At 70.7% G+C, this 16501-nt stretch carries 13 protein-coding genes, 2 tRNA genes and 1 pseudogene; 12 read left to right on the top strand and 4 right to left on the bottom strand.

The features are described 5' to 3' along the window. Positions 1-376: 376 nt before the first annotated feature. The 11 genes and pseudogenes from dnaN to C7S10_RS08985 all read left to right on the top strand — a co-directional run bounded on the left by dnaN (position 377) and on the right by C7S10_RS08985 (position 11443). Positions 377-1510, top strand: a complete 1134-nt coding sequence (gene dnaN, locus C7S10_RS09030) for a DNA polymerase III subunit beta (protein ID WP_108344116.1) — start codon at positions 377-379, stop codon at positions 1508-1510. A gap of 39 nt (positions 1511-1549) precedes the next feature. Then, a pseudogene (gene gnd / locus C7S10_RS09025) lies at positions 1550-2530 on the top strand (phosphogluconate dehydrogenase (NAD(+)-dependent, decarboxylating)); the annotation flags it as partial. Between the two features lie 6 nt (positions 2531-2536). Beyond that, positions 2537-3673: a DNA replication/repair protein RecF gene (gene recF / locus C7S10_RS09020; protein WP_108344114.1), complete on the top strand. Its 1137-nt coding sequence runs from the start codon at positions 2537-2539 to the stop codon at positions 3671-3673. Beyond that, a complete protein-coding gene (locus C7S10_RS09015; protein WP_108344360.1) occupies positions 3666-4238 on the top strand; it encodes a DciA family protein in 573 nt (190 codons plus the stop codon). The genes recF and C7S10_RS09015 overlap by 8 nt, the downstream gene beginning before the upstream one ends. Positions 4239-4482: 244 nt before the next feature. After that, a complete protein-coding gene (gyrB, locus tag C7S10_RS09010) occupies positions 4483-6552 on the top strand; it encodes a DNA topoisomerase (ATP-hydrolyzing) subunit B (RefSeq protein ID WP_243395288.1) in 2070 nt (689 codons plus the stop codon). Positions 6553-6606: 54 nt separating this feature from the next. Next, positions 6607-9321 (top strand): DNA gyrase subunit A, encoded by a 2715-nt coding sequence (gene gyrA, locus C7S10_RS09005; protein WP_108344112.1) that lies wholly within the window; start codon positions 6607-6609, stop codon positions 9319-9321. 3 nt (positions 9322-9324) lie between these two features. Continuing rightward, entirely contained in the window at positions 9325-9906 is a 582-nt protein-coding gene (locus C7S10_RS09000; RefSeq protein ID WP_108344111.1) for a DUF3566 domain-containing protein, read from the top strand. Between the two features lie 81 nt (positions 9907-9987). Then, positions 9988-10064 (top strand) — tRNA-Ile (locus C7S10_RS08995). Between the two features lie 32 nt (positions 10065-10096). Beyond that, positions 10097-10222 (top strand): DLW-39 family protein, encoded by a 126-nt coding sequence (locus C7S10_RS22755; RefSeq protein WP_243395287.1) that lies wholly within the window; start codon positions 10097-10099, stop codon positions 10220-10222. 21 nt (positions 10223-10243) lie between these two features. Continuing rightward, positions 10244-10319 (top strand) — tRNA-Ala (locus C7S10_RS08990). Between the two features lie 95 nt (positions 10320-10414). Next, complete coding sequence (locus C7S10_RS08985; protein WP_108344110.1) at positions 10415-11443, top strand: Atu2307/SP_0267 family LLM class monooxygenase; 1029 nt, start codon at positions 10415-10417, stop codon at positions 11441-11443. Between the two features lie 54 nt (positions 11444-11497). Here the strand turns inward: C7S10_RS08985 and C7S10_RS08980 are convergent, their stop codons facing one another. Beyond that, the gene (locus tag C7S10_RS08980; protein ID WP_108344109.1) at positions 11498-12319 is read right to left on the bottom strand and encodes an alpha/beta fold hydrolase; all 822 of its coding nucleotides are present in this window, start codon (positions 12317-12319) and stop codon (positions 11498-11500) included. Positions 12320-12415: 96 nt separating this feature from the next. Here C7S10_RS08980 and C7S10_RS08975 point away from each other — a divergent pair, with 96 nt between their 5' ends. Next, positions 12416-13627, top strand: a complete 1212-nt coding sequence (locus tag C7S10_RS08975; protein ID WP_108344108.1) for a DUF480 domain-containing protein — start codon at positions 12416-12418, stop codon at positions 13625-13627. On the opposite strand, the gene C7S10_RS08970 is transcribed toward C7S10_RS08975, so the two are convergent. From C7S10_RS08970 to C7S10_RS08960, 3 genes are all read right to left on the bottom strand, one after another. Next, positions 13624-14472, bottom strand: coding sequence for a CPBP family intramembrane glutamic endopeptidase (locus C7S10_RS08970; protein ID WP_108344107.1), 849 nt, complete (start codon positions 14470-14472; stop codon positions 13624-13626). The genes C7S10_RS08975 and C7S10_RS08970 overlap by 4 nt on opposite strands. Positions 14473-14586: 114 nt before the next feature. Then, positions 14587-15246, bottom strand: a complete 660-nt coding sequence (locus tag C7S10_RS08965) for a response regulator (protein ID WP_108344106.1) — start codon at positions 15244-15246, stop codon at positions 14587-14589. Beyond that, positions 15243-16463, bottom strand: coding sequence for a sensor histidine kinase (locus C7S10_RS08960; protein ID WP_133176472.1), 1221 nt, complete (start codon positions 16461-16463; stop codon positions 15243-15245). The genes C7S10_RS08965 and C7S10_RS08960 overlap by 4 nt, the downstream gene beginning before the upstream one ends. Between the last annotated feature and the right edge of the window lie 38 nt (positions 16464-16501).

Here is a 16501-nt window from a genome sequence, read left to right as displayed (position 1 = left end):
TCGAGCGGGCGTTTCCTCCACAGGACCTGTGGGTGGACCGCATCGCCGCTCGCACCATCCGGTCAGCGTGCACAGGTGATCCGGCTCGTGGACAACCCAGCGCACAGCCCCTGTGCACCCCGATTGCTCCGCCTGACCTGCACGAACAGCAGTTGTCCACAGTTTCCACAGACGCTATGACTCCTATGGACCTGTAACCGGATCGAATCTCAGAAACCTCCGAACCGACGACGAGCTGGGGACAACCCACACCTTCCCTCCCGCTCGCCGTCCTTCCCATGGCAGGATTCACCATCCGCGCGCACCCCGCGCCGATCCGTGTCGTCCCGGCACCCCTGCTGACCAGCCCGCGCAGTTCCAACTTGAGGAGCCCGAAGTGAAGTTCCGCGTCGAACGCGACGTCTTCGCCGATGCCGTTGCCTGGGCGGCGCGCAGCCTGCCGGTCCGCCCCAGCTCGCCCGTGCTCGCCGGCCTCCTGATCGAGGCGAGCGACGCCGGACTGGTGCTCTCCACCTTCGACTACGAGACCTCGGCGCGGGCCGACCTCACCGCCGAGGTCAGCGACGACGGCAGCGCGCTGGTCAGCGGACGCCTGCTCGCCGACATCTGCCGCAGCCTGCCGGCCAAGCCGATCGAGATGCAGCTCGACGGTCCCCGCGTCTCGTTGACCTGCGGGTCCGCCCGGTTCAGCCTCCAGACGATGCCGGTCGAGGACTACCCCAAGCTGCCGCAGATGCCGGCGGCCACGGGCACGGTGTCGAGCAACGACTTCGCCCACGCCGTCGCCCAGGCCGTCACCGCCGCCGGTCGCGACGACATGCTGCCCGTGCTGACGGGCGTGCGCATCGAGATCGACGGCTCCACCATGTCGCTGCTGGCGACCGACCGCTTCCGCCTCTCGCACCGCGAGCTGACCTGGAACCCGCAGACCCCCGACGCGTCGGTCGCCGCCCTGGTCCCGGCCAAGGTGCTCGGCGACACCGCCAAGGCGCTGACCTCCGGTGCCGAGGTCACGATCGCGCTCAGCTCCGGCGACGGCGGCGAGGGCCTGATCGGGTTCGAGGGCTCCGGGCTCGGTGGCGTGCGCCGTACGACCACCAGGCTCCTCGACGGCGAGTTCCCCAAGGTCCGTTCGCTCTTCCCGAGCGAGCACCTGACCGTCGCGAAGGTGCGCAAGGACGAGCTGATCGACACGGTCAAGCGCGTCGCGCTGGTGGCCGAGCGCAACACCGCCGTGCAGCTCCGCTTCGGTGACAACCAGCTGGTCCTCGACGCCGGCACCGGTGACGAGGCGCAGGCCACCGAGGTGATCGAGGCCGACATCAACGGCGACGACCTGACCACCGGTTTCAACCCGCAGTTCCTGCTCGACGGCCTCACCGCCCTCGACGGCGAGTACATCGACCTCGCCTTCACCCAGGCCAGCAAGCCGGTCGTCATCTCGAGCACCGACGCCGGCGACGAGGACTCGTTCCGCTACCTGTTGATGCCGCGCCGATTGCTGTCGTGACGCACGTTCACTCCGGCCGCGCGTCCGGCTAGGGTCGCCCGTATGGACATCGGACTCGTCGGGCTGGGCAAGATGGGCGGCAACATGCGCGAGCGGTTGCGGCGCGGCGGGCACACGGTCGTCGGCTACGACCGCAACCCCGACGTCAGTGACGCCGCGTCGCTGGCCGAGATGGTCGAGCAGCTCCCCTCGCCCCGCGCGGTGTGGGTGATGGTGCCCGCCGGGGAGCCGACCCGCGCCACCGTCGCGGAGCTGAAGGACCTCCTCAGCGAGGGCGACGTCATCGTCGACGGCGGCAACTCGCGCTGGACCGACGACCTCGCCAACGCCGAGTCGCTGAAGGACAAGGGCATCGGCTACGTCGACTGCGGCGTCTCCGGCGGGGTCTGGGGCCTCGAGAACGGCTACGCCCTGATGTACGGCGGCGACGCGGCCGACATCGAGAAGGTGCAGCCGGTCTTCGACACCCTCAAGCCCGAGGGTGACTTCGGCTCCGTGCACGCCGGCAAGGTGGGCGCCGGGCACTTCTCGAAGATGGTCCACAACGGCATCGAGTACGCGATCATGCAGGCGTACGCCGAGGGGTGGGAGCTCCTCGAGACCGCCGAGCTCACCGACAACGTCACCGAGGTCTTCCGCTCGTGGCGCGAGGGCACGGTCATCCGGTCGTGGCTGCTCGACCTGATGGTCGCGGCGCTCGACGAAGACCCCGGACTGTCCAAGATCGCCGGCTACGCCGAGGACTCCGGCGAGGGCCGCTGGACCGTCGAGGCCGGCATCGAGCACGCGGTCGCGACGCCGGCGATCACCGCCGCGCTCTACGCGCGCTTCGTCTCGCGCCAGGACGACTCCCCGACGATGAAGGCGGTCTCCGCGATGCGCAACCAGTTCGGTGGCCACGCCGTGCGCACCGCTCCCCCGAAGGGTGGCGACGCTGCGGGCGGGGACGGCGGTCCCGACCAGTCGACGGCCTCCCAGCAGGCTGGTGCCGGCGGTGGGCACGAGTCCGCGGAGAGCTAGACCTCCTTGCACGTCGCGCACCTCACCCTGCACAACTTCCGCTCCTACGCCGACCTCGACGTCGAGCTGGAGCCCGGAGCGACGGCGTTCATCGGGCGCAACGGCCAGGGCAAGACCAACCTCGTCGAGGCCATCGACTACCTCTCGCGCCTCTCCTCCCACCGCGTCGCCTCCGATGCGCCGCTCGTCAAGGCCGGCGCCGACCAGGCCCTGATCCGCGCGGCTGTCGTCCGCGCCGGGCGCACCGCGATCCTCGAGGTCGAGCTCAACCCGGGCCGCGCCAACCGCGCGCGCATCAACAAGTCGCCCCTCCCCCGCCCGCGCGAGCTGATCGGCGTCGTCCGCACGGTGGTCTTCGCCCCCGACGACCTCACCCTCGTCAAGGGCGACCCGTCCGACCGGCGCAAGTTCCTCGACGACCTGCTCATCCTGCGCGCCCCGCGCCTGGCCGGCGTCCGCTCCGACTACGACCGGATCCTCAAGCAGCGCAACAGCCTGCTCAAGACCGCCGGTATCGCCCGCGGTGATTCACGTGAAACCGCACTGTCCACCCTCGCGGTGTGGGACCTCCAGCTGGCGAGCATCGGCGCCGAGCTGCTGGCCGCCCGGCTGCGGCTCGTCGACGACCTGCGGCCCTACCTCGGCAAGGCCTACGAGGCGGTCGCGCGCGGGGCGAACCGCGATGACGCCGAGATCGAGTACAAGCCCTCCTTCGAGCTGCCGGCCGATCCGTCCGGGCTCGAGGAGGCGCTGCTCGCCGAGCTCGAGCGCCGGCGCAAGGACGAGCTCGACCGGGGCATCTCCCTGGTGGGGCCGCACCGCGACGAGCTGGTGCTGACCCTGGGCAACGGCGACCTGCGGCTGCCGGTCAAGGGCTACGCCTCGCACGGCGAGTCGTGGTCCTTCGCGCTGGCGATGCGGCTGGCGTCGTACGACCTCCTGCGAGCCGACGGCGACGACCCGATCCTGGTGCTCGACGACGTCTTCGCCGAGCTCGACTCCGAGCGCCGCGCCCAGCTCGCCGACCTCGTCGCCGGCGCCGAGCAGGTGCTGGTCACCGCGGCCGTCGCCGCCGACGTGCCCGCCTCCCTGCAGGGGATCCGGTTCGTGGTCGCCGACGGTGAGGTACGCCGCGATGCCTGACGAGACTCGGGACGAGAGCGCCGACGAGACCCTGGACGAGGCGGCGGACGAGGCTGGCGAGCCGGGGCGGCGCGACGACGGCCTCGACTTCGCCCGCTCGGCGCGACGAGCCGCCGGCTCCGGGCCCGGCAAGGCGCCGCGGCGCAAGACCTCCGGCGACTTCCGACGCCGTACCGTCCCCAAGTCGTCCGGCGCCCACCCCGACGACCGAGACCCGCAGCTGCTCGACTCGGCGATGAAGCGGATGATCGGCCAGCACGGCTGGGAGCTCGACCTGCGGGTCCAGTCGGTGTTCGGTCGCTGGGCCGAGCTGGTCGGCGAGGAGGTCGCGGCGCACTGCACACCCGAGGCGCTGACCGAGTCGCGGCTGACCGTGCGCACCGACTCCACGGCGTGGGCCACCCAGCTCAAGCTGCTCGCCCCGACCATCGTCAAGCGCCTCAACGTCGAGCTCGGCGACGGAGTGGTCACCGTCATCGACATCCAGGGCCCGCACCTGCCGAGCTGGAAGAAGGGCCGCTACACCACCCGCGACGGACGCGGTCCACGCGACACCTACGGGTAGACGATCTGCCGATCTGCGGGCCTCGGGGACGTACGGGGGCCCAGCACACCCCCTGTTCGGCGCTCCGTCAGCCCTCTGGAGGGCGTTGAGGGGCACATTTCGTCCCCGGATGCCCCCATTCCGGGGGTCGCACGTGGAATCCGGGCCTCTGACGGCTAGACTGGACGCAAGGTCGGAGACTGTCCCAGTCACGACCTTCCTGTATGTCCCGCACCCTGACGGGTGCCCAGCAGAAGAGGTGTGCGTGAGCGACGCCCAGGTCCCTGAGCAGCCCAACGGCGTCGAGTACGACGCTTCCGCGATCCAGGTCCTCGAGGGCCTCGAGGCCGTCCGGAAGCGACCCGGCATGTACATCGGGTCCACCGGTGAGCGCGGACTGCACCACCTGATCTGGGAGATCGTGGACAACGCGGTCGACGAGGCGATGGCGGGCTACTGCGACCGCATCGTCGTCACCCTCAAGGCCGACGGCAGCATCCAGGTCGAGGACAACGGGCGTGGCATCCCGACCGACACCGCGCCCGGCGCCGACATGCCCGCGGTCACGATGGCGCTGACGCTGCTCCACGCCGGTGGCAAGTTCGGCGGCGGCGGCTACAAGGTCTCCGGCGGCCTGCACGGGGTGGGCGTCTCGGTCGTGAACGCCCTCTCGACCACGCTCGTCGTCGACGTACGCAACCGTGGACACCTGTGGCGCCAGCGGTTCTCCCTCGGCGTCCCCGACGCCGACCTCGAGCAGGTCCGCGAGATGGAGCCGGGCGAGCGCACCGGGACCACGGTGACGTGGTGGGCCTCGGAGGACATCTTCGAGACGACCACCTACAACCTCGAGACGATCACCAACCGCTTCCGCGAGATGGCCTTCCTCAACAAGGGTCTCGAGATCGTCGTGCGCGACGAGCGCGAGCACGCCGACGACATCGCCGACGCCGTCGAGGACGGCACGATCGACGCCTCGGTCGACCAGGCCACCTCTGACGCGATCAAGAAGACCGAGACCGGTCTCGAGCGGATCTTCAAGTACGACCGCGGCCTCGTCGACTACGTCGAGCACCTCAACCGCCGCAAGGACAAGGCCAACCCGACGATCATCTCCTTCGAGGCCGAGAGCCCGGAGAGCAGCGGGGCGCACATGAGCCTCGAGGTGGCCATGCAGTGGAACACCTCGTTCACCGAGTCGGTCCACACCTTCGCCAACGCGATCAACACCCACGAGGGCGGCACCCACGAGGAGGGCTTCCGCTCGGCGCTCACCTCCCTGGTCAACCACTGGGGCGAGGAGTGGGGGCAGATCAAGAAGAAGGAGGACCGCGTCTCCGGTGACGACATCCGCGAGGGCCTGACGGCGATCATCTCGATCAAGCTCGAGGAGCCGCAGTTCGAGGGCCAGACGAAGACCAAGCTCGGCAACACCGAGGCCAAGGGCTTCACGCAGCGCGTCGTCAACGACCAGCTCGGTGCCTGGTTCGAGCAGAACCCGGCCGAGGGCAAGGACATCGTCCGCAAGTCGCAGGCCGCGGCGTCGGCGCGCATCGCCGCCCGCAAGGCGCGCGACCTGGCCCGCGGCCGCAAGGGTCTCCTCGGTGGCGGCGGCCTGCCCGGCAAGCTGTCGGACTGCCAGTCGACCAACCCGGCCGAGTGCGAGGTCTTCATCGTCGAGGGCGACTCGGCCGGCGGGTCCGCCCGCCAGGGTCGCGACCCGCGCGTGCAGGCGATCCTCCCGATCCGCGGCAAGATCCTCAACGTCGAGAAGGCGCGCATCGACAAGGTCCTGGCCAACCAGGAGGTGCAGTCGATCATCTCCGCGCTCGGCACCGGGATCCACGAGGAGTTCAACAGCGACAAGCTGCGCTACCACAAGATCGTGCTGATGGCCGACGCCGACGTCGACGGCCACCACATCAACACCCTGCTGCTGACGCTGCTCTTCCGTTTCATGAAGCCGCTGATCGAGCACGGCTACGTCTACATGGCCCAGCCCCCGCTCTACCGCCTGCGCTGGAACAAGCCGGCCGAGCACCAGTTCGTCTACTCCGACGCCGAGCGCGACGCGCTGATGCGCGACGGGCTCGAGCAGGGCAAGAAGCTGCCCAAGGAGAACCCGGTCCAGCGCTACAAGGGCCTCGGTGAGATGAACGCCGACGAGCTGTGGGAGACCACGATGGACCCGGCCGGCCGGATCCTGCTGCAGGTCACGCTCGAGGACGCCGCGCAGGCCGACGAGATCTTCTCGATCCTCATGGGCGAGGACGTCGAGCAGCGCCGCTCCTTCATCCAGCGCAACGCCAAGGACGTTCGATTCCTCGATATCTAGGTTTCTACGACCACTCCTAGATTGTCCTAGATTCGACGAGAAAGACACAGGCACATGACTGAGAACACCGGGAACCTGATCGAGGGCGGCGGCGACGGCGGCGGCCGGATCGAGCCCATCGACCTCCAGGTGTCGATGCAGCGCAGCTACATCGACTACGCGATGGCGGTCATCGTCGGTCGCGCGCTGCCCGACGTGCGCGACGGCCTCAAGCCCGTGCACCGGCGCATCCTCTACGCGATGTACGACGGCGGCTACCGCCCCGACCGCGGCTTCAGCAAGTGCTCGCGCGTGGTCGGCGACGTCATGGGTCAGTACCACCCCCACGGCGACACCGCGATCTACGACACCATGGTCCGCCTCGCCCAGCCGTGGGTGATGCGCGCGCCGTTGATCAACGGCCAGGGCAACTTCGGCTCGCCGGGCAACGACTCCGCCGCCGCCATGCGCTACACCGAGTGCCGGATGGCGCCGCTGGCCATGGAGATGGTCCGTGAGATCGACGAGGACACGGTCAACTTCCAGCCCAACTACGACGGGCGCTCGCAGGAGCCGACCATCCTGCCCAGCCGGTTCCCCAACCTGCTGGTCAACGGCTCGGCCGGCATCGCGGTCGGGATGGCGACCAACATCCCGCCGCACAACCTGCGCGAGGTCTCCGAGGGCGCGATCTGGGCCCTCGAGCACCCCGACGCGACCCGCGAGGAGCTGCAGGACGCGCTGATCGAGCGGATCAAGGGCCCCGACTTCCCGATGGGTTCGCTGATCGTCGGTCGCCAGGGCATCGAGCAGGCCTACCGCACCGGCCGCGGCTCGATCACCCAGCGCGCGGTCGTCGACATCGACGAGGACGCCAAGGGCCGCACCTGCCTGGTCATCTCCGAGCTGCCCTACATGGTCAACCCCGACAACCTCGCGCTGAAGATCGCCGAGCTCGCCGACTCCGGGCGCATCCAGGGCATCGCCGACGTCCGCGACGACACCAGCTCGCGCACTGGCCAGCGCCTCGTGATCGTGCTCAAGCGCGACGCGGTCGCCCGCGTCGTGCTCAACAACCTGTTCAAGCACACCGAGCTGCAGACCAACTTCTCGGCCAACATGCTCGCCCTGGTCGACCAGGTCCCGCGCACGCTGACGATCGACCAGTTCATCAGCAACTGGGTCGCCCACCAGATCGAGGTCATCCAGCGGCGCACCCGCTACCGCCTCGCCGAGGCCGAGAAGCGCGCCCACATCTACCGCGGACTGGTCAAGGCGCTCGACGCGCTCGACGACGTCATCGCGCTGATCCGTCGCTCCCCCGACGTCGAGGAGGCGCGCAGCGGCCTGATGGAGCTGCTCGAGATCGACGACCTCCAGGCCAACGCCATCCTCGAGATGCAGCTGCGCCGGCTCGCGGCCCTCGAGCGGCAGAAGATCATCGACGAGCTCGCCAAGATCGAGCTGGAGATCGCCGACCTCGAGGACATCCTGGCCAACGAGACGCGCCAGCGTCAGATCGTCATCGACGAGCTCGGCGAGATCGTCGCGAAGTACGGCACCGACCGCCGTTCGCAGATCATCGCCGCCGACGGCGACCTGTCGATGGAGGACCTGATCCCCGACGAGGAGCTGGTCGTCTCGATCACCCGCGGTGGCTACGCGAAGCGGACGCTGGCCAGCCAGTACCGCACCCAGAAGCGCGGCGGCAAGGGCGTGCGCGGCGCGACCCTGCGCGGCGACGACGTGGTCGAGCACTTCATCTCCACCACCAACCACCACTGGCTGCTGTTCTTCACCACGGCCGGTCGGGTCTACCGCACGAAGGCCTACAACCTGCCCGAGGCGGCACGCGATGCGAAGGGAGGCCACGTCGCCGGCCTGCTGTCGTTCCAGCCCGACGAGGACATCGCGCAGGTGCTGGCGATCCGCGACTACGAGCAGGCCCCCTACCTCGTGCTCGCCACCCGCAACGGCCTGGTCAAGAAGACCCGCCTCGGCGACTACAACAGCCCGCGTCAGGCCGGCGTCATCGCGATCAACTTCCGCGACGACGACGACGCGCTGATCGGTGCCGAGCTGGTCAACGGCGACGACGACATCCTGCTCGTCTCGCGCCGCGGCCAGGCGATCCGCTTCAAGGCCGACGACGGCCAGCTGCGCCCGATGGGGCGCGCCACGTCCGGCGTCACCGGCATGAAGTTCAAGGGCGAGGACTCGGTCCTGTCCATGTCGGTCATCCGTGCGGCCCAGGTCGCCGCCGAGGAGGCGGCCGACGAGGCGCCCGGCACCGACGCGGCCGAGTCCGAGGAGGTGAAGGAGCAGTACGTCTTCACCATCACCGACGGCGGTTTCGCCAAGCGCTCGCGCATCACGGACTACCGCACCACCGGTCGCGGCGGGCTCGGGATCAAGGCGATGACGCTGACCAACGAGGACCGTGGCGGCCTGGTCGGCGCGTTCATCGTGGAGGAGGGCGACGAGATCCTCTCCATCACCCAGGCCGGTCAGGTCGTGCGCAGCCCCATCAACGAGCACTTCCGTGCGACCGGCCGATCGACCCAGGGCGTGAAGTTCGTCAGCCCGAAGGCGGGCGACGCCGTCGCCGTGGTGGCCCGCTCGGTCGAGGCGCGCGAGGACGCCGAGGAGCCGGAGGAGGGCGAGGTCGAGACCACCGTCGAGACCACCGTCGAAACCACCGCTCCCGCTCCGACGTCCGAGGCTGTGGAATCGCCGGATGTGGCCGACGGTGCAACAATCGAGAGTCCAGACGAAGACTCTGAGGAGTGATCCATGTCCGAGCGAATCGCCCCCCGGGCCTCCGGCGGCACCAGCTCGAGCGACGCGAGCACGCCCGCCGACTCTGAGACGACGCAGCGCGCGCCGCTCGCCGAGCGCATCACCTCGACCCTGTCGAACGCCGCCACCGAGCACCGCGCCAACGCGGTGGCCGGCACGGCCGACGAGCCGAGGAAGCAGGCGCGCGGCGCGGCGAAGTCCCCGCGTCGGGCCCGCCTGCGGCTGACCCGGATCGACCCGTGGAGCGTCATGAAGACGTCGTTCCTGCTCTCGGTCGCCTTCGGCGTCGTCACCTTCGTCGCGGTCTTCATGGTCTGGTCGGTGCTGGGCGCCGCGGGCGTGTGGGACTCGATCAACTCCACCGTGGCCAGCGTGGTCGAGGGTGACTCCAACACCTCCGACTTCGACGTCACCAACTACCTCGGCATGGGCCGCGTCCTCGGCTTCACGCTGTTGGTCAGCATCATGGACGTCATCCTCCTGACCGCGATCGCCACCCTCACCGCCTTCCTCTACAACATGGCCGCGGCACTGCTCGGCGGCATCGAGGTCACCCTGGCCGAGGACGAGCGCTGACGTTTTGTCGGCCCGCTCGGGCGTGCGGTAATGTTCCCCCTCGGTCGCCCTCGGGCGACCACCGCCGCGTCAAGCGGCACCGGGCCTATAGCTCAGACGGTTAGAGCGCTTCCCTGATAAGGAAGAGGTCAGAGGTTCAAGTCCTCTTAGGCCCACCATCTCCGATTCCGCCCTCTCCCCAAGGTGCCGCATGAAGAAGATCCTCCTCGTCCTGCTCGCCGCCACCGGCGCCGCCTTCGCGAAGAAGAAGATCGACCAGGGCAAGAGCGAGCAGGCACTGTGGGCCGAGGCGACGGACACCGTCCACAAGTCCTGACCTGCTTCGCCCGTTCGACCGGGGGCCTTGGCGCAATTGGTAGCGCACCTGCTTTGCAAGCAGGGGGTTAGGGGTTCGAGTCCCCTAGGCTCCACCACCTGATCCGCGACGTCGCTCCCTGGCACCATCCCCTAGGCTCGATCGCGAAGGTCCGCGATGCCTGCCGCGGCCACATCGCCTCCAGGGGGACCCGTGCACATCGGCGTCGACAGCTTCGTCTCCAGCGTGACCGACCCGAGCACCGGGCACGAGGTCGGTGCGGCGGAGCGGCTGGAGCACCTCCTCGAGGAGATCGAGCTGGCCGACCGGGTCGGGCTCTACTCCTTCGGCATCGGCGAGCACCACCGCAGCGAGTACTACGACTCCGCACCCCAGATCATCCTCGCTGCGGCGGCCGCGCGCACCGAGCGCATCCGGCTCGGCAGCGCGGTCAAGGTGCTCAGCGCCGACGACCCGGTCCGGGTGTTCCAGCAGTTCGCGACCCTCGACCTCATCGCCAAGGGCCGCATCGACCTCGTCGTCGGACGAGGCTCCTTCACGGAGGCCTTCCCGCTGTTCGGTCTCGACCTGCACGACTACGACTCGCTCTTCTCCGAGAAGCTCGAGCTGCTCCTGCAGATCCGCGACCAGGTGGAGGTGACCTGGTCGGGTCAGCACCGGCCGCCGCTCGTCCGCCAAAGCGTCTACCCGCGACCGGTGCAGGATCCACTGCCGATCTGGGTCGGCGTGGGCGGCACCCCCGAGTCCTTCGTGCGAGCCGGGCTGCTCGGCCTGCCGCTGATGATCGCCATCATCGGCGGCGAGCCCCGCCAGTTCGCCCCCCTCGTCGACCTCTACCGCCGCGCCGGCGCCGAGGCGGGCCACCCGCCGGAGCAGCTCAAGGTCGGCCTGCACGTCTTCGGGTTCGTCGCCGAGAGCACCCAGGCGGCGGCCGACACGATCTACCCCGGCTGGAACCAGATGTTCACCCAGGTCTCGCGGGAGCGGGGCTTCCCGCCGCCGTCGCGGATCCAGTTCGACGCGACCTCCGGGCCCAACGGCGCCTTCTTCATGGGCGACCCGCAGACCGTGGCCGACAAGATCGCCCGGGTCGGCGAACAGCTGGGCGGGGTCGACCGGCTGTCCCTGCAGATGACCAACCCCCGACTCGCCCACGCCGACCTGCTGCGCGGCATCGAGCTGCTCGGCACCGAGGTCGCACCGGCCGTCGCGTCGCTCTAGGAGCCTGCGGGGACGTACGCCGAGGAGCACACCTCGCCGTACGCCCCGGACCCGTCAGCGGGCGAGGAACTCCAGCAGCGCGGCGTTGAACTCGTCCTTGTGGCTGACGTTGAAGCCGTGGGGAGCGGCCTCGACGACCACGAGGGTGCTGTCGGCGATCGCCTCCGCGGAACGCTTGCCGGAGACCTCGAACGGCACGATCGCGTCCGAGTCGCCGTGGATCACCAACGTGGGCACGTCGATCTTCGCGAGGTCGTCGCGGAAGTCGGTGCGACCGAAGGCGCCGATGCACCCCACCACGGCCTCGTCGCGCGCGGGCTCCTGCATCGCGAGGGCCTCCTGGCGCTGCTCCTCGGTGACCTTGAGCTCGCCGTCGACGCTGAAGAAGTTGGTGGTGAAGCCGTCGAGGAAGTTCTCGCGATCGGTGCGCGCGCCCTCCTCCATGCCGGCGACGTCCTCCTCGCCCAGGCCCCCGTCGGGATTGTCGTCGGTCTTGAGCAGGTACGGCGGGACGGCCCCCGCCAGGACCGCGCTGTGGATCCGCTCCGAGCCGTGCGCGCCGAGGTAGCGAGCGACCTCGCCGCCGCCCATCGAGAAGCCCACCACGGTGACGTCGCGCAGGTCCAGCCCGTCGAGCAGGCCGGCCAGGTCGGCCGCGAAGGTGTCGTAGTCGTAGCCGCCCTCGGGCTTGTCGGAGCCACCGAAGCCACGGCGGTCGTAGGTCACCACGCGGTAGCCGGCGTCGGTGAGGGCGGGCACCTGGTCGGACCACGAGGCTCCGCTGAGCGGCCAGCCGTGGATGAGCACGACCGGGCGGCCGGTGCCGCCGCTGTCGGTGTAGGTCAGGGTGATGTCGTTGGCCGAGATGGTGGGCATGGGTCTCCTTCGTCCGCCGGCGGGCTGCCGTTGTCCTCCAACGTGCCACGGCCGGTGGGGGCGCACAACGCTGGCTCGGGGACCTAGGGTCGTGCCGTGAGCGAGCTCCCCGTCCTCGACGCCACCGACCGCCGCATCCTGGGTGCCCTGCTGGAGAAGCAGACCACGGTGCCGGCGACCTACCCCCTCACCGCCAACGCCCTCGTCTCCGCCTGCAACCAGTCCAACAACCGCGACCCCGTCACCGACCTGGACCTCCCCACCGTCGAGCAGACCGCGCGCTCGCTCAAGGAGCGCGGGCTGCTGCGCATCGTCTGGGCCCCGACCGGCCGGCGGACCTTGAAGTACCACCAGGTCCTCGACGAGCACCTCGGGCTCGACCCCGACGAGCGCGCGATCCTCACGGTCCTGCTGCTGCGCGGTGAGCAGGCGCCGGGCGAGCTGCGCACCCGGACCGAGCGGCTCCACCCCTTCGCCGACCGGCACGAGGTCGAGGAGTGCCTGGCCCGGATGGCGCAGCGCGCCGAGCCGCTGGTCCGCGAGCTGGAGCGGCGCCCGGGCCAGCAGGATGCGCGCTGGGTCCACCTCCTCGCCCCCGTCGACGAGCAGCCGACCGGCTCCCCGAGCGTGGCCGTCGACCGCGACGCCGTCATCGCGGAGGGCGGCGAGGCACGCGACACACGGGTCAGGGCGACGTACGACGCCGTGGCCACCGCCTACGCCGACCAGCTGGCCGACGAGCTGGCCGGGCTGCCGTTCGAGACCTGGCTGCTCGACCGGGTGGCGACGGCCTCCGCCGGGGGGCCGGTGATCGAGGTCGGGTCGGGTCCTGGTCACGTCACGGCCCACCTGGCCGCGCTCGGCGCCGACGCCACGGGGATCGACCTGTCGCCCGCGATGGTCGACGAGGCGCGTCGCCGCTTCCCGGACGTGGGGTTCGAGGTCGACGACCTCCGGCGCCTGGGGCGTCCGCCGACGAGCGCGGGGTGGGCGGCGGTGCTGGGGTGGTACTCCCTGATCCACCTCGCCGCCTCCGAGCTGCCGGCGGCGATCGCCGCGCTCACCCGCCCGCTCGCGCCGGGCGGGTGGCTGGTGCTGGCGATGCACGCCGGCAGCGAGGTGCGCCACCTCGGCGAGTGGTTCGGCCGCGACGTCGACCTCGACGTCGTGCTCCACGACCCGGCCCAGGTCGTCCGCACCGTCGAGGCTGCAGGGCTCGTGGACGTCGAGTGGTATCTCCGCGGCCCGCTCACCGGTCGGGGCGAGACCACCGACCGGCTCTACGTGCTCGCGCGCCGCCCGGACTAGGACGCCGACGACAGGAGCCCGGGCTCGGGAGTGGGTACGGTGGAGCGGCGCGTGCGCCACACCTCCGCCCGCGCGAGGAGCAACGCACCGAGGACAGCCACGACCCCGAAGGTCGCGACGCCACTCTCCCCGGCCACGTAGGCCAGGTCGGTCTGGGACCCGACCACCGCGGCGGCGCCCCAGCCGAAGGCGGAGTTGATGGCGCCGTGGGCCATCGCGACGGGCCAGACGCTGCCGGTGCGGTCCCAGAGGTAGGCGTAGAAGACGCCGCCCAGGGTCAGGGTGGCCACCACCATCGGGGCGACGAACCAGCGGCTCCCGAACTCGTCGTACGTCGTGGCGATCAGGATCAACGGCAGGTGGAAACACCCGTGCGCGAGACCGGCGACGAGCGCGGCGCGCCGACGGCTGGTGAGCTGCTGCAGGCGGGGCAGCAGGTAGCCGCGCCAGCCGATCTCCTCGCCCACGAAGAGCACCGTCATGGAGGCGAGCGTGGTGACGATGTTGAGGGCCCACCACAGGAGTCCGTGCGAGGAGTTCCAGTCGCGGAGCTCGGCGACGTCGAGCACCACCGCGGCGCCGTACGCCAGGCCGGACAGGAGCACCGGCACCAACAGGGCGATCGGCCAGACTCGCCTGCCTGATCGGTTCAGGCCGAAGCCGGCCCACAGCGCGCGACGTCCACCTCGCGGCGTGGTCGCGGTGATGACGAGGACGGTCGTGATCGGGATCATCGCGCTGAGCAGGACGCCGATGCCGGCGTGCGGCAGTGCGGCGGCGATGCCGACGGCCATGGCGAAGGCGAGCACGAGATAGGTCGTGACCTCGCGAAGTGGTCGGGACATGGGGGAACCTCCGTCGGGTGGGTCGGCCGGTCTGGCCGTGCCCCCAATCTGGTCGCCGGGACGGGTCCCTCACATCTGTCCGAGGTCGTCGCGCCGCGAGACCCGCGGCAGAGGTCAGCCGGTCCCGGGGACGATGAGTCCCGACTCGTAGGCCTGCATGACGAGCTGGGCGCGGTCGCGCAGCCCGAGCTTGGTCAGCACGTGGCTGACATGGGTCTTCACGGTGCCGTAGCCCATGTGCAGCGCGTCGGCGATCTCCTGGTTGGACAGTCCGCGCGCGACGGCGACCAGCACCTCGCGCTCGCGGTCGGTCAGTCCGTCGTCGGCGGATCGCACCGGGGGCGTCGGCAGGGCGGCGAACCGTTCGATCAGCCGTCGGGTGACCGATGGCGCGAGCAGGGCGTCGCCGGCGGCCACCACGGTGACGGCGTCGAGCAGCTGGGTCGGCCGGGTGTCCTTCAGCAGGAACCCGCTGGCGCCGGCCACCAGCGCCTCGTGCACCAGCTCGTCGTCGTCGAAGGTCGTCAGCACCAGCACCCGCGTGCCGGCGCACACGGGGTCGGCCACGATCCGCCGGGTCGCCTCGAGGCCGTCCATCCGCGGCATCCGGATGTCCATCAGCACCACGTCGGGGGTCGTACGGCGACACAGCTCCCACGCCCCGGCGCCGTCGCCCGCCTCGCCGACGACCTCGATGCCGGGGCTGGAGCCCAGCAGCACCACGAAGCCCGAGCGCACGAGCTCCTGGTCGTCGACCACCGCGACCCGGATCACGAGACCGCCTCCAGCGACGAGGGCAGGTGGGCGCTCACGCGGAACCCGGCCCCGTCGACCGCCCCGTAGTCCAGGACGCCACCCAGGAGCCGGACGCGCTCGCGCAGCCCCGCGAGCCCGTGTCCGCCGCTCGCCCCGGCACCTGGGACCCGCGGTGCCCCGCGACCCTGGTCGCTGACCTCGACGTCCACACCGTCTTGCACGTAGGTCACGCGCACGCGAGCCCGGCTGGCGCCGGAGTGCTTGAGCACGTTGGTCAGGGATTCCTGCACGACGCGGTAGACCGCCAGCTCGACGGCCAGGTCGAGCGTGCGGGCGTGGCCGGCCACGGTCAGGGAGGCGTCGACGCCGGCCTCCCGGACGCCCTCCACGAGGCTGTCGAGGTCGCCGATGGTGCTCATCGGCGGGGCGGCCGGGTCGACGTCGTCCGCCCGGAGCAGTCCCAGCATCCAGCGGGTCTGGGTCAGGGCCCTGCGGCTGGTCTCGGCGATGATGTCGAGTGAGCGTTCGGCGGCCGCGACGTCGGAGCGGATCACGTGCCCGCCGACCCCGGCCTGCACGGCGATCAGGGACATGCTGTGCGCGACCACGTCGTGCAGCTCACGGGCGATCCGCAAGCGCTCCTCGACGACGGCCCGAGCGGCGAGCTCCCGTGCGGTGACGGCCTCCTGCTCCGCGACCCGGAGCCGCTCCGCCTGCTGGGTGCGCCTGGACCGGATGGCGTCGCCGAGGGCCCAGGCGGCGATGAGGAGAGCGCAGGCCTGCAGGAGGTCGGAGGCGCCCAGGTCGGGGACGTCGAGCAGTGCGAGGCCGACGAAGATCGCCAGGCCGACGGCCAGTCCGGCGACGCCGTCGCGGCGCCGGCCGTGGGCGGCCAGCGAGTAGAGGCTCACCAGCAGCAGCACCGAGAGCAGGCCGATGTAGTGCCAGGTGAGGGTGACCACCAGGCAGCCGCCGAGGAACACGGCGAACGACCCGGCCGGGCGCGACCGGCGCCAGGCCAGGGACAGTCCGGCGACCGCGGTCGCGGCGACGGACCACGCGTCGGCGGGATGCAGCCGGGGGTCGATCGCGGCCACGTCGTTGGTCACCAGCGAGGTGACCGACAGGGCCGCGGCGACGAGCCCGACGGCGAGATCGACGTACGGCGAGAGCCGACGCGTGAGTCCCGCCCATGCTCCGACGCCGTCGGACCGGCCCACCGCCCGACCTCTCATGTCCGCACGCTACGCCCGCGGAGGCACGCGCGGCCTCT

It is taken from the genome of Nocardioides currus, assembly GCF_003057875.1.
GTDB classification, from domain to species: domain Bacteria; phylum Actinomycetota; class Actinomycetes; order Propionibacteriales; family Nocardioidaceae; genus Nocardioides; species Nocardioides currus.
Note: the sequence above shows the minus strand (reverse complement) of the source record. Positions and strands in the feature narration are given on the sequence as shown.